Origin of the sequence: Pseudarthrobacter sp. MEB009 (genome assembly GCF_030208875.1) — a bacterium.
Lineage (GTDB): Bacteria > Actinomycetota > Actinomycetes > Actinomycetales > Micrococcaceae > Arthrobacter.
This window is the reverse complement of the sequence record NZ_JARVTC010000009.1, coordinates 1-16469: the sequence shown is the minus strand read 5'-3', so window position 1 is coordinate 16469 and position 16469 is coordinate 1. Positions and strand designations below refer to the sequence as shown.

General features: G+C 65.7%; 17 protein-coding genes. 9 read left to right on the top strand and 8 right to left on the bottom strand.

Translation table 11 applies throughout. The annotated features are described in order from the left end of the window. Nucleotides 1-14 precede the first annotated feature (14 nt). From QRN07_RS08595 to QRN07_RS08585, 3 genes are all read left to right on the top strand, one after another. Nucleotides 15-710 (top strand): thiamine pyrophosphate-dependent enzyme, encoded by a 696-nt coding sequence (locus QRN07_RS08595; protein WP_285240843.1) that lies wholly within the window; start codon nt 15-17, stop codon nt 708-710. Between the two features lie 55 nt (nt 711-765). After that, complete coding sequence (locus tag QRN07_RS08590) at nt 766-1515, top strand: SDR family oxidoreductase (RefSeq protein ID WP_285240842.1); 750 nt, start codon at nt 766-768, stop codon at nt 1513-1515. 128 nt (nt 1516-1643) lie between these two features. Continuing rightward, complete coding sequence (locus QRN07_RS08585; RefSeq protein ID WP_285240841.1) at nt 1644-2564, top strand: NADP-dependent oxidoreductase; 921 nt, start codon at nt 1644-1646, stop codon at nt 2562-2564. 83 nt (nt 2565-2647) lie between these two features. Here QRN07_RS08585 and QRN07_RS08580 read toward each other — a convergent pair whose 3' ends face one another. Then, nucleotides 2648-2791 (bottom strand): MFS transporter small subunit, encoded by a 144-nt coding sequence (locus QRN07_RS08580; RefSeq protein ID WP_285240840.1) that lies wholly within the window; start codon nt 2789-2791, stop codon nt 2648-2650. A gap of 1 nt (nt 2792) precedes the next feature. After that, entirely contained in the window at nt 2793-4184 is a 1392-nt protein-coding gene (locus tag QRN07_RS08575; protein WP_285240904.1) for an OFA family MFS transporter, read from the bottom strand. Between the two features lie 258 nt (nt 4185-4442). Between QRN07_RS08575 and QRN07_RS08570 the strand changes: the two genes are divergently transcribed. The 4 genes from QRN07_RS08570 (at nt 4443) to QRN07_RS08555 (ending at nt 8498) form a co-directional block, all read left to right on the top strand. Beyond that, entirely contained in the window at nt 4443-5198 is a 756-nt protein-coding gene (locus QRN07_RS08570; protein ID WP_285240839.1) for a hypothetical protein, read from the top strand. 52 nt (nt 5199-5250) lie between these two features. Further along, nucleotides 5251-6795, top strand: coding sequence for an HD domain-containing phosphohydrolase (locus tag QRN07_RS08565; protein ID WP_285240838.1), 1545 nt, complete (start codon nt 5251-5253; stop codon nt 6793-6795). 57 nt (nt 6796-6852) lie between these two features. Then, nucleotides 6853-7809: a lipid kinase gene (locus QRN07_RS08560; protein WP_285240837.1), complete on the top strand. Its 957-nt coding sequence runs from the start codon at nt 6853-6855 to the stop codon at nt 7807-7809. 119 nt (nt 7810-7928) lie between these two features. Next, on the top strand, nt 7929-8498 hold the full coding sequence (locus QRN07_RS08555) for a DM13 domain-containing protein (protein ID WP_285240836.1): 570 nt from the start codon (nt 7929-7931) through the stop codon (nt 8496-8498). 19 nt (nt 8499-8517) lie between these two features. Here QRN07_RS08555 and QRN07_RS08550 read toward each other — a convergent pair whose 3' ends face one another. From QRN07_RS08550 to QRN07_RS08540, 3 genes are all read right to left on the bottom strand, one after another. After that, the gene (locus QRN07_RS08550; RefSeq protein WP_285240835.1) at nt 8518-9123 is read right to left on the bottom strand and encodes an SOUL family heme-binding protein; all 606 of its coding nucleotides are present in this window, start codon (nt 9121-9123) and stop codon (nt 8518-8520) included. A 60-nt stretch (nt 9124-9183) separates the two neighbouring features. Then, nucleotides 9184-10284 carry a N5-glutamine methyltransferase family protein gene (locus tag QRN07_RS08545; protein WP_285240834.1) on the bottom strand — a complete coding sequence of 367 codons (1101 nt, stop codon included), beginning with the start codon at nt 10282-10284 and terminating at the stop codon, nt 9184-9186. Between the two features lie 207 nt (nt 10285-10491). Then, complete coding sequence (locus QRN07_RS08540; protein WP_285240833.1) at nt 10492-11268, bottom strand: type 1 glutamine amidotransferase domain-containing protein; 777 nt, start codon at nt 11266-11268, stop codon at nt 10492-10494. Between the two features lie 168 nt (nt 11269-11436). On the opposite strand from QRN07_RS08540, the gene QRN07_RS08535 reads away from it, so the two are divergent. Continuing rightward, the gene (locus QRN07_RS08535; protein WP_285240832.1) at nt 11437-11688 is read left to right on the top strand and encodes a hypothetical protein; all 252 of its coding nucleotides are present in this window, start codon (nt 11437-11439) and stop codon (nt 11686-11688) included. A gap of 58 nt (nt 11689-11746) precedes the next feature. Here the strand turns inward: QRN07_RS08535 and QRN07_RS08530 are convergent, their stop codons facing one another. Both QRN07_RS08530 and QRN07_RS08525 read right to left on the bottom strand, forming a co-directional pair. After that, a complete protein-coding gene (locus QRN07_RS08530; RefSeq protein WP_285240831.1) occupies nt 11747-13990 on the bottom strand; it encodes an Ig-like domain-containing protein in 2244 nt (747 codons plus the stop codon). 228 nt (nt 13991-14218) lie between these two features. Then, complete coding sequence (locus QRN07_RS08525) at nt 14219-15310, bottom strand: TerC family protein (RefSeq protein WP_285240830.1); 1092 nt, start codon at nt 15308-15310, stop codon at nt 14219-14221. Nucleotides 15311-15569: 259 nt separating this feature from the next. Here QRN07_RS08525 and QRN07_RS08520 point away from each other — a divergent pair, with 259 nt between their 5' ends. Beyond that, nucleotides 15570-15767, top strand: a complete 198-nt coding sequence (locus tag QRN07_RS08520) for a hypothetical protein (RefSeq protein ID WP_285240829.1) — start codon at nt 15570-15572, stop codon at nt 15765-15767. Nucleotides 15768-15832: 65 nt separating this feature from the next. Here QRN07_RS08520 and QRN07_RS08515 read toward each other — a convergent pair whose 3' ends face one another. Beyond that, complete coding sequence (locus QRN07_RS08515) at nt 15833-16336, bottom strand: mycothiol transferase (RefSeq protein WP_285240828.1); 504 nt, start codon at nt 16334-16336, stop codon at nt 15833-15835. Nucleotides 16337-16469 lie beyond the last annotated feature (133 nt).

The following is a 16469-nucleotide window of genomic DNA, read 5'->3' as shown; positions in this document are numbered from 1 at the left end:
GCGGCCGCCGATCCGTGCAGGCCGAGGTGCGCACCTCGCCGCCGACGGGCCGGAACTCCGGGAGCTCGCCGACCGCCTGTCCGGGCTCTTCGGAGACCCCGGACGGCCAGCTGGACCCGCCTGCCCTTGCCACGGTGTTGGATGCCGTGCTGCCGGAACGCCGCTCTGTGGTCCAGGACGGCGGGCACTTCATCGGCTGGGCGCCCATGTACTGGAACATCCCGCGGCCGCAGGACCTGGTGATGGTAGGGACGGCCTTCCAGTCGATCGGGCTGGGACTGGCGAGCGCTGTCGGGGCGGCCCGGGCCGTGGAGGACGACCGGACTTTAGTGCTGGCCTCCGGCGACGGCGGGTTCCTGATGGGCCTGTCAGACCTCGAATCGCTGATCGGTGCCGCCCGCAGCGCCATCGTGGTGATCTACAACGACGCCGCCTACGGGGCCGAGATCCACCAGTACGGCTCCCAGGGCCTGGCCCAGAAGCCGATGCTGATCCCTGAGGTGGACTTCAGCGGCGTCGCCCGTGCGCTCGGTGCCGAGTCGGCGATCATCCGGTCGTTGGCCGATCTTGCCGCGCTCACGGACTGGATCGACGCCGGCGCCCACGGCACCTTCGTGGCCGACTGCAGGATTACGTCCAGCGTCCGGGCCCCGTGGCTGAGCGAGTGGATGCAGGCCTCGCAGGCGGCGAAGGCGGCGGTAGCGGGCTGACGCTCATCGAAAAGTAAGGCCCGTTTTGTCAGAGAAGCGGCTTAGGATTTCTTCCATGAGGATTGCCGTCGCCGGGGGAACCGGTACTGTGGGCCGCCATTTGGTTTCCGTCGCCACAAAGCGCGGGCACCATGCGGTCAGCATGAGCCGCACCGAAGGAGTGGACCTGGTTACCGGGCGCGGCCTCGATCAGGCACTCCGTGACGTTGAAACCGTCATCGACGTCTCCGGCATCCAGGCCCTGTCCACCAAGAAAGCTGTGGACTTTTTTACCAGTGCCACCCAAAACCTGCTGGCGGCGGAGAAAGAGGCGGCCGTCAAGCACCACGTGGCGCTGTCCATTGTGGGCATCGATCACGCCAACTCGGGACTGTATGCCGGGAAGCTGGTGCAGGAGGACGAGGTCAGGCACGGCGTCATTCCCTGGACACTCCTCCGGTCCACCCAGTTCCACGAGTTTGTGCCGATGTCCATCAAGGCCGCTTCGGTGGGCCCACTGGTGTTTGTGCCCACCATGCGCACCCAGCCGATCGCAGCAAGGGAGGTGGCCGCGGCCCTGGTGGATGCGGCCGAAGCCGGTCCACAGGGACGCCTCCCGGACCTCGGCGGCCCGCAGGCCGAACAATTGAAAGGCCTTGTCGCGGCGTACCTGGCCAAATCGCGTCAAAAGAAACAGATCGTTCCACTGCACCTTCCCGGCCCCATGGGCAAGGCGATGCGCAACGGCGGGCTCATCCCGGCGCCGGGTTCCGCCGTCGGACGCCAGACGTTCGTGGCGTGGCTCGAAACGATTAACGGCGCGTAGAAGCAGCCGCGGGTGGGGACCCGACGCCCCGCCGTTCAGCACGACGGCGGCCTTCACCGAGGTGTCGGGCCCACCACTTTCCGGCGGGATCCGGAATAGCATCGTGCCGTTGAGCCGTTGTCGCAAACATGAAAGCAATTACGTACAGCACCTACGGCAACCCCGACGTCCTCGAATACGGCGAGCAGCCACTGCCCAAAGTGGGGCCCGGCATGGTCCTGGTGAAGGTCAAGGCAGCGTCGGTGAACCCGGTGGACTGGAAGATTATGTCCGGCGGCCTGGACGCCGTCATGGACCTGCAGTTTCCCGCCATCCCCGGCTGGGACGTTGCCGGTGTGGTGGAGTCGGTAGGGATTGATGCCAGGCAGTTCATGCCCGGCGATGAGGTCATCGCCTACGGCCGCAAGGACTACGTCCACGGCGGCAGCTTCGCTGAGTACATCGCCCTGCCGGAGCGCGTCCTGGCCCGCAAACCCGAGACCCTCAACTGGAACGAGTCGGCAGGCCTGCCGTTGGCCGGCCTGACCGCCTACCAGGTCCTCAACCGGCTGGGCCTCAAGGCCGGGGAAACAGTCCTGATCCACGGCGGGTCCGGGGGTGTGGGCTCACTGGGCATCCAGATTGCCGCAGCAGTGGGCGCCAAAGTCATCGCCACGGCGTCGGAGAAGAACCACGACTTCCTCCGCTCCCTGGGCGCCGAGCCTGTTGCCTACGGCGACGGGCTGGCAGACCGCGTCCGCGCACTGCGCCCGGACGGTGTGGACGTTGTGGCCGACTTTGTGGGCGGAAACCTCGAAGCCACCCTCGCCGTCCTGGCTGACGGCGGCCGGCACGCGTCCATTGCGGACAGCGACGTTGAGCAGCATGGCGGGGAATGGATGTGGGTCAACCCGGTGGGCGCCGACCTGCAAAAGCTGGCCGACCTGGTGGATGGCGAAAAGCTCCAGGTGGAGGTTGCCGAGGTGTTCCCGCTGGAGAAGGCCGCGGATGCGTTCCGTTCCAACATGGAAGGCCACACCCGCGGCAAGATCATTCTGGCCATGGACTAAAACGGGCCGGCACCGGGGCGATGTTCGACCGCCCCGGCGCCGCCGGTTGACCCACTATGTGGGTGCTGTCCGGCCCACCGGGTTCACCCGAACAGCGCCGACACGCGGGTGAGGGTTTCGTAGACCCCGTAAGCCAGCGGCACTCCCACCAGGGCCCAGGCTACGGCGAGCCTGCCGGTGGAAGCTTTCCCTGGGGTGTCCGAGGCGGGGGTGCTTTCCGTACTCATTTCAGGCCTCCATGGCAGGTTCGTTCCGGCCGCGGCCGGAGGTGGATTCGTGGAACCGTGCGTCCACCGGTTTGACCATCAGGTTGGCCACAAAACCAACCACCAGCAGCCCCACCATGGTCAGCAGCGCCGGCTGATAGGACGCGGCGTTCAGCTGCCCGGGTTTGCCCTGGGCGTCCAGGAAGGCGTTGACGATCAGCGGCCCGGCCACCCCGGCGGCGGACCAGGCGGTCAGCAGCCGGCCGTGGATGGCGCCCACCTGGAAGGTCCCGAAGAGGTCCCGCAGGTAGGCCGGTACGGTGGCGAAGCCGCCGCCGTAGAAGGAAATGATGACGAACGCCAGTGCCACATAGAGGATGGTGGTGGTTGAACCGGCCAACGCCAGCACCACGTAAAGCACAGCGCCGATGCCGAGGTACACCATGTAGATGCGTTTGCGCCCGGTGATATCGGACGTGGCGGACCATGCGAAGCGGCCCGCCATGTTGCCGATGGACAGCAGCCCCACGAATCCTGCGGCGACGCCGGCACTGACCAGGGACACGCCGTCGGCCTGGCGGAAGAAGTCCTGGATCATCGGTGCGGCCTGTTCCAGGATGCCGATCCCGGCGGTGACGTTGCAGAACAGCGCCACCCACACCAGCCAGAACTGCCGTGTTTTGATGGCGTTCCTGGCACTGACGTTCTCCGAGGTGACCAGCTTTGCGGCCTTGACCTTGGCGGGGTCGAACCCGGCCGGCCGCCACCCGTCGGCGGGCACCCGGATGGTGAAGGCGCCGAACAGCATGTACGCAAGGTAGACGACGGCGAGGGTCAGGAAGAGCTTTCCGACGGCGTCGCCGCTTGCCACCCAGCCCTGCGCGCCGGAGTTGGGATCGTACAGCCTGAGGAGCGCGGTGGAGACGGGGCTGGCGATCAGCGCTCCGCCGCCGAAGCCCATGATGGCCATTCCGGTGGCCAGGCCCGGCCGGTCCGGGAACCACTTGATCAGGGTGGACACGGGCGAGATGTAGCCGATGCCCAGGCCGATGCCGCCCACAAAGCCGTAGCCCAGGTAGACCAGCCAGAGCTGGTTGGTGAAGATGCCAACCGAGCCGATCACAAAGCCGCTGGCCCAGAAAACTGCCGAGGTGAACATCGCCTTGCGCGGGCCGTTGGTATCCACCCAGGTGCCCATGATGGCCGCCGAGAGGCCCAGCATCACGATCGCGATGGAGAAGATCACGCCGATCTCGGTCAGGCTGGCATCGAAATGCTTGACCAGTGCCGTCTTGTACACGCTGGTGGCGTACGCCTGGCCGATGCAGAGATGCACGGCGAGCGCTGCGGGCGGTACCAGCCAGCGGTTGAATCCCGGTGGGGCGATGGTGTGGTTACGGTCCAGCCAGCCCATAAGTGTGCTCCTTGTGGTTGTCGACGTCATTGTCCAATCGAGGCTGAGGCGCAAGACCCCCACCATGCCCCGTTGCCTGTAGCAATCATGTTCCTGATCATCAGCAAACGTACTAATGGCGCGCCGAGCGGTGGTTAATGGACGGGGAGCGGTAGGACGGCGGAAGGATCCGGTCCCGTGAAACAAGATGAGGCGCTTGCCCCATGCCCTGGCTGCGGCCCGGTCCTAGGCTCACGGTATGGAGAAAAGGAGGCGGCCATGAGCACCTACCAGCCGCAGTCATCAGCAAAGGCAACACCGACGCTTGCCGACCTACCGGAGGACGCCGCCGAGCACTTCGCCGGCTATGCGGTTCTGGGCTTGCCGTTTACCAGCGGCCACTACCTGGCCTTCCGGGATTTCCCGGTGAGTTCCGTTGGCCCCGGCTACCGCTCCGTCTGGCACCGCACGCCCGGCGGCGAGTGGACCATCTACGCCAACGCCGCACCGGAGTTCAGCTGCGCACGCTACTTCGGCGCGGCCGTGCACCATACGGTGGAGACCGACGTCGACATCCGGTGGAGCGGGCCCTCCACCGCCCAGATCACGGTCCCCGGCGTTGTTGACTGGCATCTGCAAATGGGCACGTCCGCGGCCACCTCCATCCTGACCGCCATGGCCGTCCGGATGCCCGAAACGCTATGGCGCAACGATCGTGTACTCCGTGCCATGGGAGCATTCGCCGGGCCCCTGCTGAACGCCGGCACGATGAAGGTCTCCGGGGCGGTGCCCAACGGCCAGACCTTCCAGGCCCAGCCCCGGCAGCTGTGGCTGGTCACGGACTCCCAAGCAACCATCCTGGGTGAAGACGCGGGCATGCCGGGAGCACTGGAAGTACAGGACCATATGACAGACTTCTGGCTTCCGCAACGTGGACTGTTTGGAGCCGGGCTGGGCGTCAGGTTCCCGTCCACGGCACGTCCCACCGGCCAGAAAGCCACCGGGGCACGCACCGGAAACAGCCGGACATCGTAAAGAGGGCGGCCGGTTTCCGTCGCCCGCGGCGGTGGCTCCCTAGAATGGCCGTGTGAAGCAGTCACCGGCTGGACCCCGCCGCAGTGAAATCCTGGCCGCACTCTCGCTCGCCATCGACCTGGGGCTGGGGCAACCGATGGAGCACATGCTGCGGTCCTGCCTGCTGGCATTACGGATCGCGGGGGCCGCGGGAGTCGACGCCGCCGGCCAGGGCAGGCTTTACTACGCCAACCAGGTGGCATGGATCGGCTGCCACGCGGACTCCTTTGAACTGGCAGCGCTATTCACGGACGACATCGCCTTCCGCGCCGACTACTACAACCGCGACCAGCACGGCCTGCCCATGTACGCCGGCATGTTCAGTCATGCCGGCGCGGGCCTCCCGCCACTGGCCCGCGTTGCCCACTGGACCCGATTCGCGGTGACGGGCAGCGCCGCGGTGCGCACCATGATCGCCTCGCACTGCACCTCCGCCGGGGCGTTGGCCAGCAATGTAGGGCTCGGCGGCGGCGTGGCAGGACTGCTTGCCCACACCTTTGAGCGCTGGGACGGCAAAGGCCTGCCGGACGGCATCGCGGGTCCGGCCATCCCGCTCGAAATGCGGATCATGCATCTCGCGGATACGGCAGAGGTGTTCCTGCGGCAGGAGGGCGTGGCCGGTGCCGTGGCCATGGTGCGGGCACGCCGCGGCAGCCAGTTCGATCCAGCCCTGGCCAACCTGTTCATCGATCACGCCGAGGTGCTCACCGAAGGACTCCTCGAGGTCGACTGCTGGCAGGCAGCCCTGGACCTGGCGCCCGCCGACGCTCCCCTGTCCGGCCCCCAGCTGGACGCGGTGCTCCGCGCGGTGGGTGACTTCGCCGACCTCAAATCCCCTTACACAGCAGGACACTCCCGCGCCGTGGCTGCCCTCGCCGCCGCCGCCGGCGAGGTGCACGGACTGCCGGCCGCCGACGTCAACGAGCTCCGCCGCGCAGGATGGGTCCACGACCTGGGCCGGCTCGGAGTGTCCAACCAGGTGTGGGACAAGAAGGGACCCCTCTCCCGGGCGGACCTGGAACGTATCCACATGCATCCGTACCTGGGAGAACGGATCCTCAGCCGCGTGCCCGGCCTGAAGGGTGAGGCGGCCCTGGCCGGTCTGCACCAAGAGCGCATGGACGGGTCCGGCTACCCCCGCGGGATCGGCGGGACGGAGTTGGGGATCAAGCAGCGGATCCTGGCGGCCGCGGACTCCTACGGCGCCTCCCTGGAGCCGCGTCCGCACCGGGCCGCAATTCCGCCCAGCGACGCAGCTGGCCGGCTTCGGCAGGAAGTCTCGGCCGGCCGGATCAGCCCCGAGGCTGCGGACGCCGTGCTCGCAGCCGCGGGCCAGCAGCCCCACCGCCGGCCCGCCCCTCCGGCCGGGCTCACCCCTCGGGAACTCGAAATCCTCGGCATGCTGTGCCACGGAATGGCGCCGGCCCAGATAGCCGCCACCCTGCTCCTCTCCACCAAGACCGTCCGCAACCACGTGGAGCACATCTACACCAAAATCGGTGCAACCAACCGGGTGGGTGCCACCTTGTTCGCGGTACGGAATGGCCTGACTCATTAACCGACGGTGACGCCCCGCAGTAGGAAACCCACAGGTCCGCGCCCTACGATGGCCTTCATGAGATCCCCCCGCGATGCCCGCTCCGCCGCCGTGGTGATCAACGCCGGGTCACGCCGTGGGGCGGCCCACCAACTGGCCGTTGACGCCATGCGCAAAGCGGGGGTGCCCGTCACCGCCGTCCACCATGTGCTGTCCGGCGCGGACCTGGCCGGCACGCTGGACCAGGTCCTTGCTGCCGGGCACGACCTGGTAGTGGTCGGTGGCGGCGATGGGACCGTGACCTCCGCCGCCGGCCGGATCGCCGGCACCGACGTGGTGCTCGGCGTCCTGCCGCTGGGCACCGCCAACGACTTCGCCAGGACGCTTGAGATCCCCGCAGATCTTGCCCAGGCCGGCGCCACCCTCGCCGAGGGCAAAGTGGTGGACATCGATCTTGGCCGGGCCAACAGCCACCCGTTCCTCAACGTCGCCTCCCTTGGCCTGTCCGTTGGCATCACCGCAGCGCTTAGCCCCCGGCTGAAGCGGTACCTCGGCCCGCTGGCCTACGCCGTCGCCACCGTCCGCGCTTACACCAGGCACCAGCCCTTCCGCGCCCGGCTCGAATTCCCCGACGGCGACCATCCCGCCGTGGAACTCGACAACCTGCTGCAGGTGGCAGTGGGCAACGGCCGGCACTACGGCGGAGGCAACACCGTCTCCCCCACGGCCGGCATCGACGACCACACCCTGGACATCTACGCGATCCTGGCCGGCCCCGTCCGGGAGCACGTCAGCATCGCCCGGCTGCTCAAGGACGGCAGCTTCATCAAGCACGACAAAGTCCACCACTTCACCAGCCGCAGCGTCCGGGTCGTCACGGACCAGCCCATGCCGGTGAATCTCGACGGTGAAATCGCCACCACCACGCCCACCGATTTCACCGTCCAGCGCAACGCCGTCCACGTGATCGTTCCCCAGAGCAGCACCGGCGCCCTGTACGACGGGCCCGGCAGCGGTGACCTCCCGCCGTCGTAATTCACGACGGCGGCGTGCTGCTCCTGCGGGACCAGCCGTCACGGGGAGGTGCTGTCAGTCGGGTCGCCTTGGACGACTACGCTGCGGAACATCGCCGTCAATCCGGGCGTTGAGGGTGTATGACCAAGCGTGTGATGGTGCCCGCTCTGCTGCTCGTGGCCGCGATCGTGGTGGGTGTGGGGTTGTACCTGTTCCAGCCGTGGCGGATCTTCACCAGCTCGACGGTGACCGAGGCCATCCCAACGGCTGTCCCGACTTCCGCACCACCCGCCGTTTCGTCTCCGGCCGCTTCTCCGGAGGCCACCACGACGACGGCCGCACCCACCGCCGTCGCCGGCCCACGTGAACTGGCAACGGGCCAGCTCATCAGCCACGAACACGCCAGCTCGGGATCGGTCCGGATCCTCGAGCTGCCGGACGGGAGCCGAATCCTCCGCTTCGAGGGCCTTGATACCTCCGACGGTCCCGATCTCAGGGTGTGGCTCACCGACGCGCCGGTGATCGAAGGTCCGCCAGGTTGGCAGGTCTTCGACGACGGCGCTTACCTGGACCTGGGCGCGCTCAAGGCCAACAAGGGCGATCAGAACTACGAGATCCCGGCCGCGGCGGTGCTGGGCGACTACAGCTCCGTCACCATCTGGTGCGCGAGGTTCGCCGTGTCCTTCGCTGCCGCCGAGCTGAAAACCTAAGCGGACCCCGGTCCCGCGCTCAGCCGCCGGACGCCTCTGCCCCCGCCACGGTTTCCGCAACGTCCTGGACAACTTCGTTGTGGCGGAGGAACCACGGCTTGAACGGCGGATCGAACCGGGCAAACCGAGGCTCCCCCACCGCCGTCAGCCCGGCCAGGGCCAGCGCCGCCAGCAGTCCTTCCGTGCGCTTGGCAAACGCCGCTTCCGATCCGTTACCGGAAAAACGCACGGCCGCCGCCAAGGACCCCGGGACGTCCCGGATCTGCACTTTGGGGTCCATGGGGACCGGCGCCGAGGCTGCGCTCAGGCCTGCCGGCAGCACAAAGGCCACCGCAAACTCATCGGTTACGCCGTTTCCGGTGACGGGACCGCGCTGGAGTACCGGTACGGTCATCGCCAGTTGTGTGGACGCCCCGCTGCCCTGGATCACTGGCGCCGTCATGGCCAGCTTCCGGCCGGCCACATTGCTGCCGCTGATGTAGTTGAACAGGCTGCGGAACGCTGCGTTGCCGGCCCGGTCGAATTCCGCCCGGACCTGCACCTCCGCCACCACGTAGGCGGGATAGCGGCGCAGTTCGAAATGCGGATACGAGCGGACAACGGTGTACGGCTGCTGTTCTGTCATGGTCCTCAGACCCTACGCCCATCCCAGGACGGCAGCGAGAGACGGGGCCGGGGCCGACGCCTAGCGCGGAACCAGCCGCCACAGCGACGTGACCTCGGCCGCGCGCGCCTCGAACAAAGGATCGTCGCGGTCCGCGGCCTTGCCGTGCGTCGGCTTGGTGTCCAGCCGGTCCACTACGCGGAGCCCGGCCGTCTCGATGGCTGCCAGCAGGTCCTCCCGCGACCGCAGCCCCAGGTGCTCGGCCAGGTCGGACAGGACCAGCCAGCCCTCCCCGCCAGGCGACAGGTGGTTGGTCAGTTCGTTCAGGAAGCGGAACAGCATCCGGCTGCCGGGGTCGTACACGGCGCTGTCCAGGCTGGAATGGGGCGTGGCCGGAATCCAGGGCGGGTTGCAGACCACCAGCGGCGCCCGTCCGGGCGGGAACATGTCGGTCAGGACCGCCTCCGCCTGCTCCTCGACCCCGAGGTTCCGGAAATTCTCGCCGGCGCACGCGATGGCCCGCGGTTCGTTGTCCGTCGCCACCACGTGCTGGACGCCGCGGCGGGCCAGGATGGCAGCGATGACCCCGGTGCCGGTGCCAATGTCGAAGGCCAGGGTGTCTGAGGGAAGCGGCGCGTCAGCCACAAGGTTCACGTACTCGCTCCGGGTGGGGAAAAACGTCCCGTAATGCGGGTGAATGCGTGCTTGCAGGGCATCGACGTGGACGCCCTTCAGCCGCCACTCGTGGGCGCCGATCGCCCCGACCAGCTCGTGCAGGGACACCACGGACGGTTCGCTGATCGAGCCATATGCTTCAGCGGCGGCCGCCCGGAGATCCGGAGCGCGGCGCAGCGGCACCACCGGACCCGGATCCAGGGGTACCAGCAGCAGGCCCAGGATGCGTGCCCGGTGCGAGCGGGACTGCCGGTGCCGGTAAAACCTGTCGGCAGGTGTACCCGCCACTTTCTTGCCGGCGCCCACCCTCCGGTCCAGGGCGTTGAGGATCTGGCGGGCGTTGTGGAAATCGCCGTGCCAGAGCATCGCGATGCCCTGCGACGCCATCCGGTTCGCGTCGTCGGCCGTGAGCGAGTCGGTGACCACTTCAACGCGCTTCGGCGCCGGCCGGCCGTTCGCCGAACGCCACGTGGCGCTCCTGCTCTCCCCGGCTTCGTCCCACGTCACGAGGACGCGGTCTTGGGCGGAGGGCGAGGGGGCCGGCGTCGGGATTCCCGCGGGGCCCGGTGTGTCAGTACTGATAAGGATCCATTCCAAGGGCCCGTGGGCGGGCAACAATTGCGGGAGTGCCGGAAGCCTGAACCGGCCTTGTCAGGATACAGCCGACGGCCGCCCCACCATCGGGACGGCCGTCGGCCAAGCGTGCTGCAGGAGTTAGTGCTCCGCGTCCTCGGCAGCTTTTTTGGCTTCCTTTTCCGCGTCCTTCTCAGCGCGGAGGGCTTCCGCGTCGTGCTGTTCCTCGGCCTTTTCCTGGTGGATGACCTCGGCGAAAAGCTTCTCCATCTCCTTGGCCACACCGGCAGCGGAGGCGGGGTTCTGGCCGGTGACCAGGCGCTCGTCCACCGCCACCTGCTCCTCCCAGACGCCGGCGGAGACATGCTTGGCGCCCTGCTCCGTCAGGCGGTCCGCCAGGAAGAACGGGATGACTTTGTCCTTGCCGGCGGCAACTTCCTCGTCATTGGTAAATGCGGCAACCTTGCGGCCTTCCACCAGGCGCAGCCCGTTGGCCAGCTCCACGTTCAGCAGGCCGGCGGGGCCGTGGCAGACTGCGCCCACCAGGCCACCGGCGTTGTAGACGCTGGCCACCAGCTTCTGCAGGCCTTCACTCTCCGGGAAGTCCCACATGGTGCCGTGCCCGCCCACCAGGTAGACGGCGTCGTACTGGTCAGGGTCCACCACGTCCACGCGGGCGGTGTTGTAGAGCCCGGCGCGGGTGGTTTCGTCCTCGGTGAAGGCCACCTGGATGGGATCGTCGGTGTCCACCTCATCGCGCGGCGGCTGGCCGCCCTCGATGGAGGCGAAATCCACGAAGTGCCCGGAGTCCCGGAACACCTTCCAGGGGTGGGCAGCTTCGGCCACGTTGTAGCCGGTCTTCTCTCCGGTGTCGCCGATCTCGGAAACGCTGGTCAATACCATGAGGATTTTCTTCATGAAGTGCTCCTTTCGTCCACCCACTAGCCTACTCGTCAGTAGGCTTATGTTTCACCCATGGGGACTTGGGCCCATTGGCGCTGGTCCGGTTGTCCCATAGCGTCGAAGGCAGGAGCAGGTTGCTCCGCTGCGGCAGTGCTGCAGCTGTTCCATCGATTGGGGTCAACGATGAAGAAGATCAAAAGCATCCTTACTACCGCTGCCGTGGGTGTTTCGCTGAGCGCCGGCGCCCTCATGCTGGCCGCTCCCGCCCACGCGGACTTCAACACCTACCAGGTCTACAGGTCCTCCATGTCCGAATGTTCCGCCGAGCTGCGGGCCGCCATCCAGTCCTACGGCGCCCCGGTGATCAACGTGACGCCCTGCCACTGGAACACGTACATGGACCAGTACATCGGCAGCTTCGGCTACAACTACTAGAGGCGTCGCCGGACGCACTTACGGAAGGGCCCGACGCCGGGCCCTTCCGTTTTAGCGGTCAGGGCCCTGTGGTGAAGCTCCACGTTATTGGACCGATCAGGGGATTGTCAGCCAAGTCGCGAATACTGACGCCAATCGGGTTGCTGATAGTGACAGTAAACCTGGTGTTGGCCGGCATGACCACGCGAGGATACATGGTGGCCGTTCGCGTTGCGGCGTCGTAGTCAAAGCGGGCTGTGGGGATCATTGCTCCCGTTGTTGAGTTCCGAAGCATGATGGTGTTCCCGACGCCGGTTGCGATGACCGGCTCACTGAACGTCACCGTGACAGGTGCACTTCGGCCCACTCCCGTAGCGTTGCTGGCAGGCGTCTTCGCAATGATTCTCGGGTTGGGACCCGTGGTGAAAGTCCAGATCCTGGTGAGGCCTGGTTGATTTACGTGCGTATAGTCGGTGAGCGGATTACCTGCCCCGTCCCGGATGGCCTGGCCAAAAAGCGTCGCTGTGTACACGGTGTCGGCCCTAAGGCTGCTGGTCGGATTCAGGGTTGCCACCCGGGTGGTGGCGTTGTACGTCACGGCTGCTGGGATGAGCGTCCCGGCGGGATCTTTCAAGGTGAACGTCGTTGCGTTCACGCCCGTGACGGGTTCGCTCATTGTGGCGGTGACGTTCTGTGTCAGTCCCATTCCGGTTTCCAGCAGGGCAGGGCTGGTCGTCGTGACAGTGGGGGCGGGACCTGTGGTGAAGCTCCATTTAGTTGTTGCCAGGACATTGCCTGATGTGTCCCGGATACCGGATGCGGAACCGGTCAGTTCAACGGTGTATTTGGCGTCCGGGGCAAGATCTGCTCCGGGATTAAGCGTCGCTACGCGTGTGGTCTCGTTGTAGCTCACAGCTGCCGGCACGCGGGTCCCGGCCGGGTTGCGAAGCGTGAACGTTGCACCATTGACGCCCCTCACTGCCTCATTGAAACCCACTGTCACGTCAGCAGCCTGGTCCACGCTCGGGGCAATCGGCGCGGGCGTCCGGGTCTCAGCGACCGGCGCGACCTTGTCAGGGGGCCCCGGCACAAAACTCTGCACTCCACAATTCGTGGGCACAATGATGCGGTGCTGCGCAATGGCAAGGTTGCCGCCCATTGCGGGCGCGCACCCAACAGCTGTACCACTTCTGACCAGGCCTGTAACCTCGTCCAATGCTATAAGTTGACCCTCCGTGAACGTGTCCGACCCAGCCAGGATCCACACCAGACCATTCGCGATGACGGGCGCGGATGAAAGTACGTCGTAACCATAGTTCAGGTCCTGCATGCCGAGCCGGTGAGTCCACTGGACGGTTCCGGTTTCCAGATCCACCGCGCTCACCGCCGCGGGCTTATCTTGCTCTGATGAGGTGAAGATTCCGGTGCGCCCGTCAAACGCAATGGAAATTTCGCTGTTAGGGAGCGTCCGCACAAACTTCCCCGTTGCAACATCGAGGACCAAAGTCTTAGTTTCGGAGCGAACGCTGGGGACATAAAGTCGGCCGTTATGGACCGAAATCGGTGACATTCCTTCCCCTGGAGTAAAAGGAGCCAAAGATTTCGCATAACGCCAGAGAAGTTTGCCCGTTGTCACGGAAAAGGCTGACACGGCTTCATGGGCGTTGTGGAGAATCTTTCCACCGTCGATGAGGAGCGAACTGTTGGTCGAAGCGCCCTGATCAAAGACCAGCTTCAGTGACCCCGTTGTCGCGTCCAGGCCGTACAGGCTGCTCATGGCTAGGCCGGAGCCCACAACTACTTGGTCTTTCCCTCCCGATTCGGAACTCCACAGCAGCTTTCCCGTACTAATGTCGTATGCGTCAAGCGTCTCTGGCGATGACGTTTGCATGTTGTCGTGGGCAAAATAGACCTTCGAGCCGACGATTTTCGCCTGCGCCGAGAAATGGAAGGCATGCCGCCACAGCAGCTTCCCACTGACTGTTTCGTATGCGGAAAGCCACGAACATTGGTGCTGTGTGTCCACCACTACTGTTCTGTTTCCGGACACGCTGATGGAGATGGAAGCACTACCTCCCGACGACGGACAGAAGGGTGGTATTGCCTTCCAAGACTTCGTGATTTGGGCCGGAACAGTTTCTGCAAGCTGGGCGTTCCGGTTGCCGGAGTCCGTCCCCTGTCCCATCACTGACGTTCCGCCTGCCGGGTATGGCAGATGCCCGGGCGTGATCGGAGGAACTACCGCCGACGCCGGGCCTGCAGCAAGACCGCCCGACAGCACGACGGCAACAATGGCGCCGATTCCCCAACGTCGCAGTTTCATGCTGACAGCTCCCATCAATTCGCAAAATCTGGCGAAAGGCCAAATCACAGGTTGAGTAGCGTCAGTAAATCACCAGCATCGAAGCATTTTGGCGGTAAATGCTCTAACTGTGGCGAATGGTGAAGACGTGCGGAAATCCACACGACGGTATTGCGCAGAAACGGACGACGACGGCGGGAGCCTCCCGCCGTCGTCGCCCGCTATGTGGGCGTTCGTTCGCCCGCGTGGTTAGTGCCGCGACGTTTCGCCCGCGGAGCTGGTGATCTCCGCATCCCGGGGATCGGCGTCCGCATCCAAGTCGTCCGTGTCCGCCGAGGCGACCGGACCGCCGTCGAACGTCTCCCGGTCCTTCTTGGTGCCGTCGCCGCGGGTCTTGAGCAGGCTCGCGACGGTGGCCACGGTGATGGTGGCGCCGATGAACAGCAGCGAGAACCAGATGGGGATCTCCGGGACCCACAGGAGCGGCTGGCCGTTGTTGATGAAGGTCAGTTCGTTGACGTGCAGAGCGTGGAAGACCAGCTTCACGCCGATGAACGCGAGGATGACGGCCAGGCCCTGGGCCAGGTACACCAGGCGTTCCAGCAGCCCGCCGATCAGGAAGAACAGCTGGCGAAGGCCCATCAGCGCGAAGGCGTTGGCGGTGAAGACGATGTAGGCCTCGTCGGTCAGGCCGTAAATTGCGGGGATGGAGTCCACGGCGAAGATGAGGTCCACAAAGCCGATGGCGATGATGGTCAGCAGCATCGGGGTGACGAAGCGCTTGCCGTCCTTCTTCACGGTGAGCTTGTCCTCGTGGTACTCGTCCGTGACGGGCAGGACGCGGCGGACCAGCTGCATGAACTTGCCGTCGGCCGGGTTGGAGTCGTGGCCGCCGAACGCCTGCTTGTAGGCCAGGAAGAGCAGCAGCGCGCCGAAGATGTAGAAGATCCAGGAGAAGTTCTCGATCAGCCCGGCGCCGATGGCGATGAACCCGCCGCGCAGCACCAGGGCGATGATGATGCCCACCATGAGCACCTTCTGCTGGTACTTCTTGGGGACTGCGAAGCCGGTCATCACAATCAGGAAGACGAACAGGTTGTCGATCGAGAGTGCCTTCTCCGTCAGGTAGCCGGCGAAGTACTCACCGCCGTACGTCCAACCGGATACCTGGCCGATCCCAACGCCGAACACCAGCGCCAGGCCGATGTAGAACGCCGACCAGCGGGCCGATTCGGCGATGCTGGGTTCGTGGGGTTTGCGTACGTGCGCGAAGAATTCGTAAACGAAGAACAGGACGGTCACCGCGAGGGTGATGATCCAGATCAGTGGTGTTACCTGCATGGGGTACTCCAAGGGTAGGCGTTGACATGACGCCAAGGTCTCCTCCGCCCGGACTGGAGCCGGAACCGATGGGCCCGGGATGCTTCGCTGCATCCGTATTGACGGGCCGATCACAGACGGGAGTACTCCCCTTGATGCTTAAATCCTAACCCATGCTTAGTGGTGGTGCTGCACTGTGGACCTGCGGGCGGCGCGATTGACTTGACTTTGCGTGCCATCGTGCTTGGCTGGAAGGGACCGCGACTGGGAGGTAACCCTGATGATCGCCAAACGACCGTACCGTATAGGGCTTCTTGTCCTTTGTGTCCTGGGCATCGCCCTGACACCCCTGGCCGCGCTGGGCCACGTGCCGCCGGAGCTGGGCCTTCTGATGCTGGCAGCCGTTGCGGGTTGGATCATTTACGGCCGGCTAACCCCTCGCCGGGACGAGCGGCAGGCAGCCGGCCAAGCTGACTGACATGGTGTCCGGCGCCTGGCTTCGCCTTGGGCTCATGATGAAACGTACGACGGCGGCCTTCCGGCTTAGTTAGTCGGCAGGCCTTTGGCGTAGGCGGCCTGGCCTACGTGCTGGACGCAGTCCACGATGGTGCTCACCAGCCGGGCTCCCAAGGTTACCGGCGGATCCCACTGGCGGTCGACGATCCGGTCCAGGTCCTCATCGGTGAGTCCACCTACGTAGTCCACCGTCTGCTGGTGCACAGCGGTGTAGTAGGCCAGCAGCTGCTCGGCTGAGGCCTGTACGGCGTCCACCTCTTCGGTGGAGTGCTGGTAGCCCGTGTCTGCGGTTGGCAGCTCCAAGCCGAAGGACCCGGCGAAGTCCTGTGCCGTCCAGACCTGCTCCTGGCCGGCGGCGTCAGCCACCTGGGCGTCCTCAACCCGCGCCAGGTGCCAGAGCAGCCAGGCGATCGAGTTTCCTGTACCGCCCGAACGGTGAGTCAGCTTGTCGCTGTCGAGGCCCTTCAGGGTGGCTTCCACAGCTTCCGGGATCCGGCCAAAGTTCTCGAGGAGGAGTTCGCTGGTGTTCATGGGGTCCGAGTCTACCGGGCACCCCTCGTTACGCTATCGGTTGTGGTTGTTATTCGGGGGGTTTGGGGACCGTGTCTAATAGGTCAACGGGGGTGTTTGTTTGTTAAATGTGGGAGGCCCCAACCAGGTGCTG

What these genes read in the sequence shown, in the direction of transcription:
- QRN07_RS08590 (WP_285240842.1), top strand. Translation starts at nt 766, where the DNA reads ATGAGGATTGCCGTCGCCGGGGGAACCGGTACTGTGGGCCGCCATTTG.
- QRN07_RS08585 (WP_285240841.1), top strand. Translation starts at nt 1,644, where the DNA reads ATGAAAGCAATTACGTACAGCACCTACGGCAACCCCGACGTCCTCGAA.
- QRN07_RS08580 (WP_285240840.1), bottom strand. Translation starts at nt 2,791, where the DNA reads ATGAGTACGGAAAGCACCCCCGCCTCGGACACCCCAGGGAAAGCTTCC.
- QRN07_RS08575 (WP_285240904.1), bottom strand. Translation starts at nt 4,184, where the DNA reads ATGGGCTGGCTGGACCGTAACCACACCATCGCCCCACCGGGATTCAAC.
- QRN07_RS08570 (WP_285240839.1), top strand. Translation starts at nt 4,443, where the DNA reads ATGAGCACCTACCAGCCGCAGTCATCAGCAAAGGCAACACCGACGCTT.
- QRN07_RS08560 (WP_285240837.1), top strand. Translation starts at nt 6,853, where the DNA reads ATGAGATCCCCCCGCGATGCCCGCTCCGCCGCCGTGGTGATCAACGCC.
- QRN07_RS08555 (WP_285240836.1), top strand. Translation starts at nt 7,929, where the DNA reads ATGACCAAGCGTGTGATGGTGCCCGCTCTGCTGCTCGTGGCCGCGATC.
- QRN07_RS08550 (WP_285240835.1), bottom strand. Translation starts at nt 9,123, where the DNA reads ATGACAGAACAGCAGCCGTACACCGTTGTCCGCTCGTATCCGCATTTC.
- QRN07_RS08540 (WP_285240833.1), bottom strand. Translation starts at nt 11,268, where the DNA reads ATGAAGAAAATCCTCATGGTATTGACCAGCGTTTCCGAGATCGGCGAC.
- QRN07_RS08535 (WP_285240832.1), top strand. Translation starts at nt 11,437, where the DNA reads ATGAAGAAGATCAAAAGCATCCTTACTACCGCTGCCGTGGGTGTTTCG.
- QRN07_RS08530 (WP_285240831.1), bottom strand. Translation starts at nt 13,990, where the DNA reads ATGAAACTGCGACGTTGGGGAATCGGCGCCATTGTTGCCGTCGTGCTG.
- QRN07_RS08525 (WP_285240830.1), bottom strand. Translation starts at nt 15,310, where the DNA reads ATGCAGGTAACACCACTGATCTGGATCATCACCCTCGCGGTGACCGTC.
- QRN07_RS08520 (WP_285240829.1), top strand. Translation starts at nt 15,570, where the DNA reads ATGATCGCCAAACGACCGTACCGTATAGGGCTTCTTGTCCTTTGTGTC.
- QRN07_RS08515 (WP_285240828.1), bottom strand. Translation starts at nt 16,336, where the DNA reads ATGAACACCAGCGAACTCCTCCTCGAGAACTTTGGCCGGATCCCGGAA.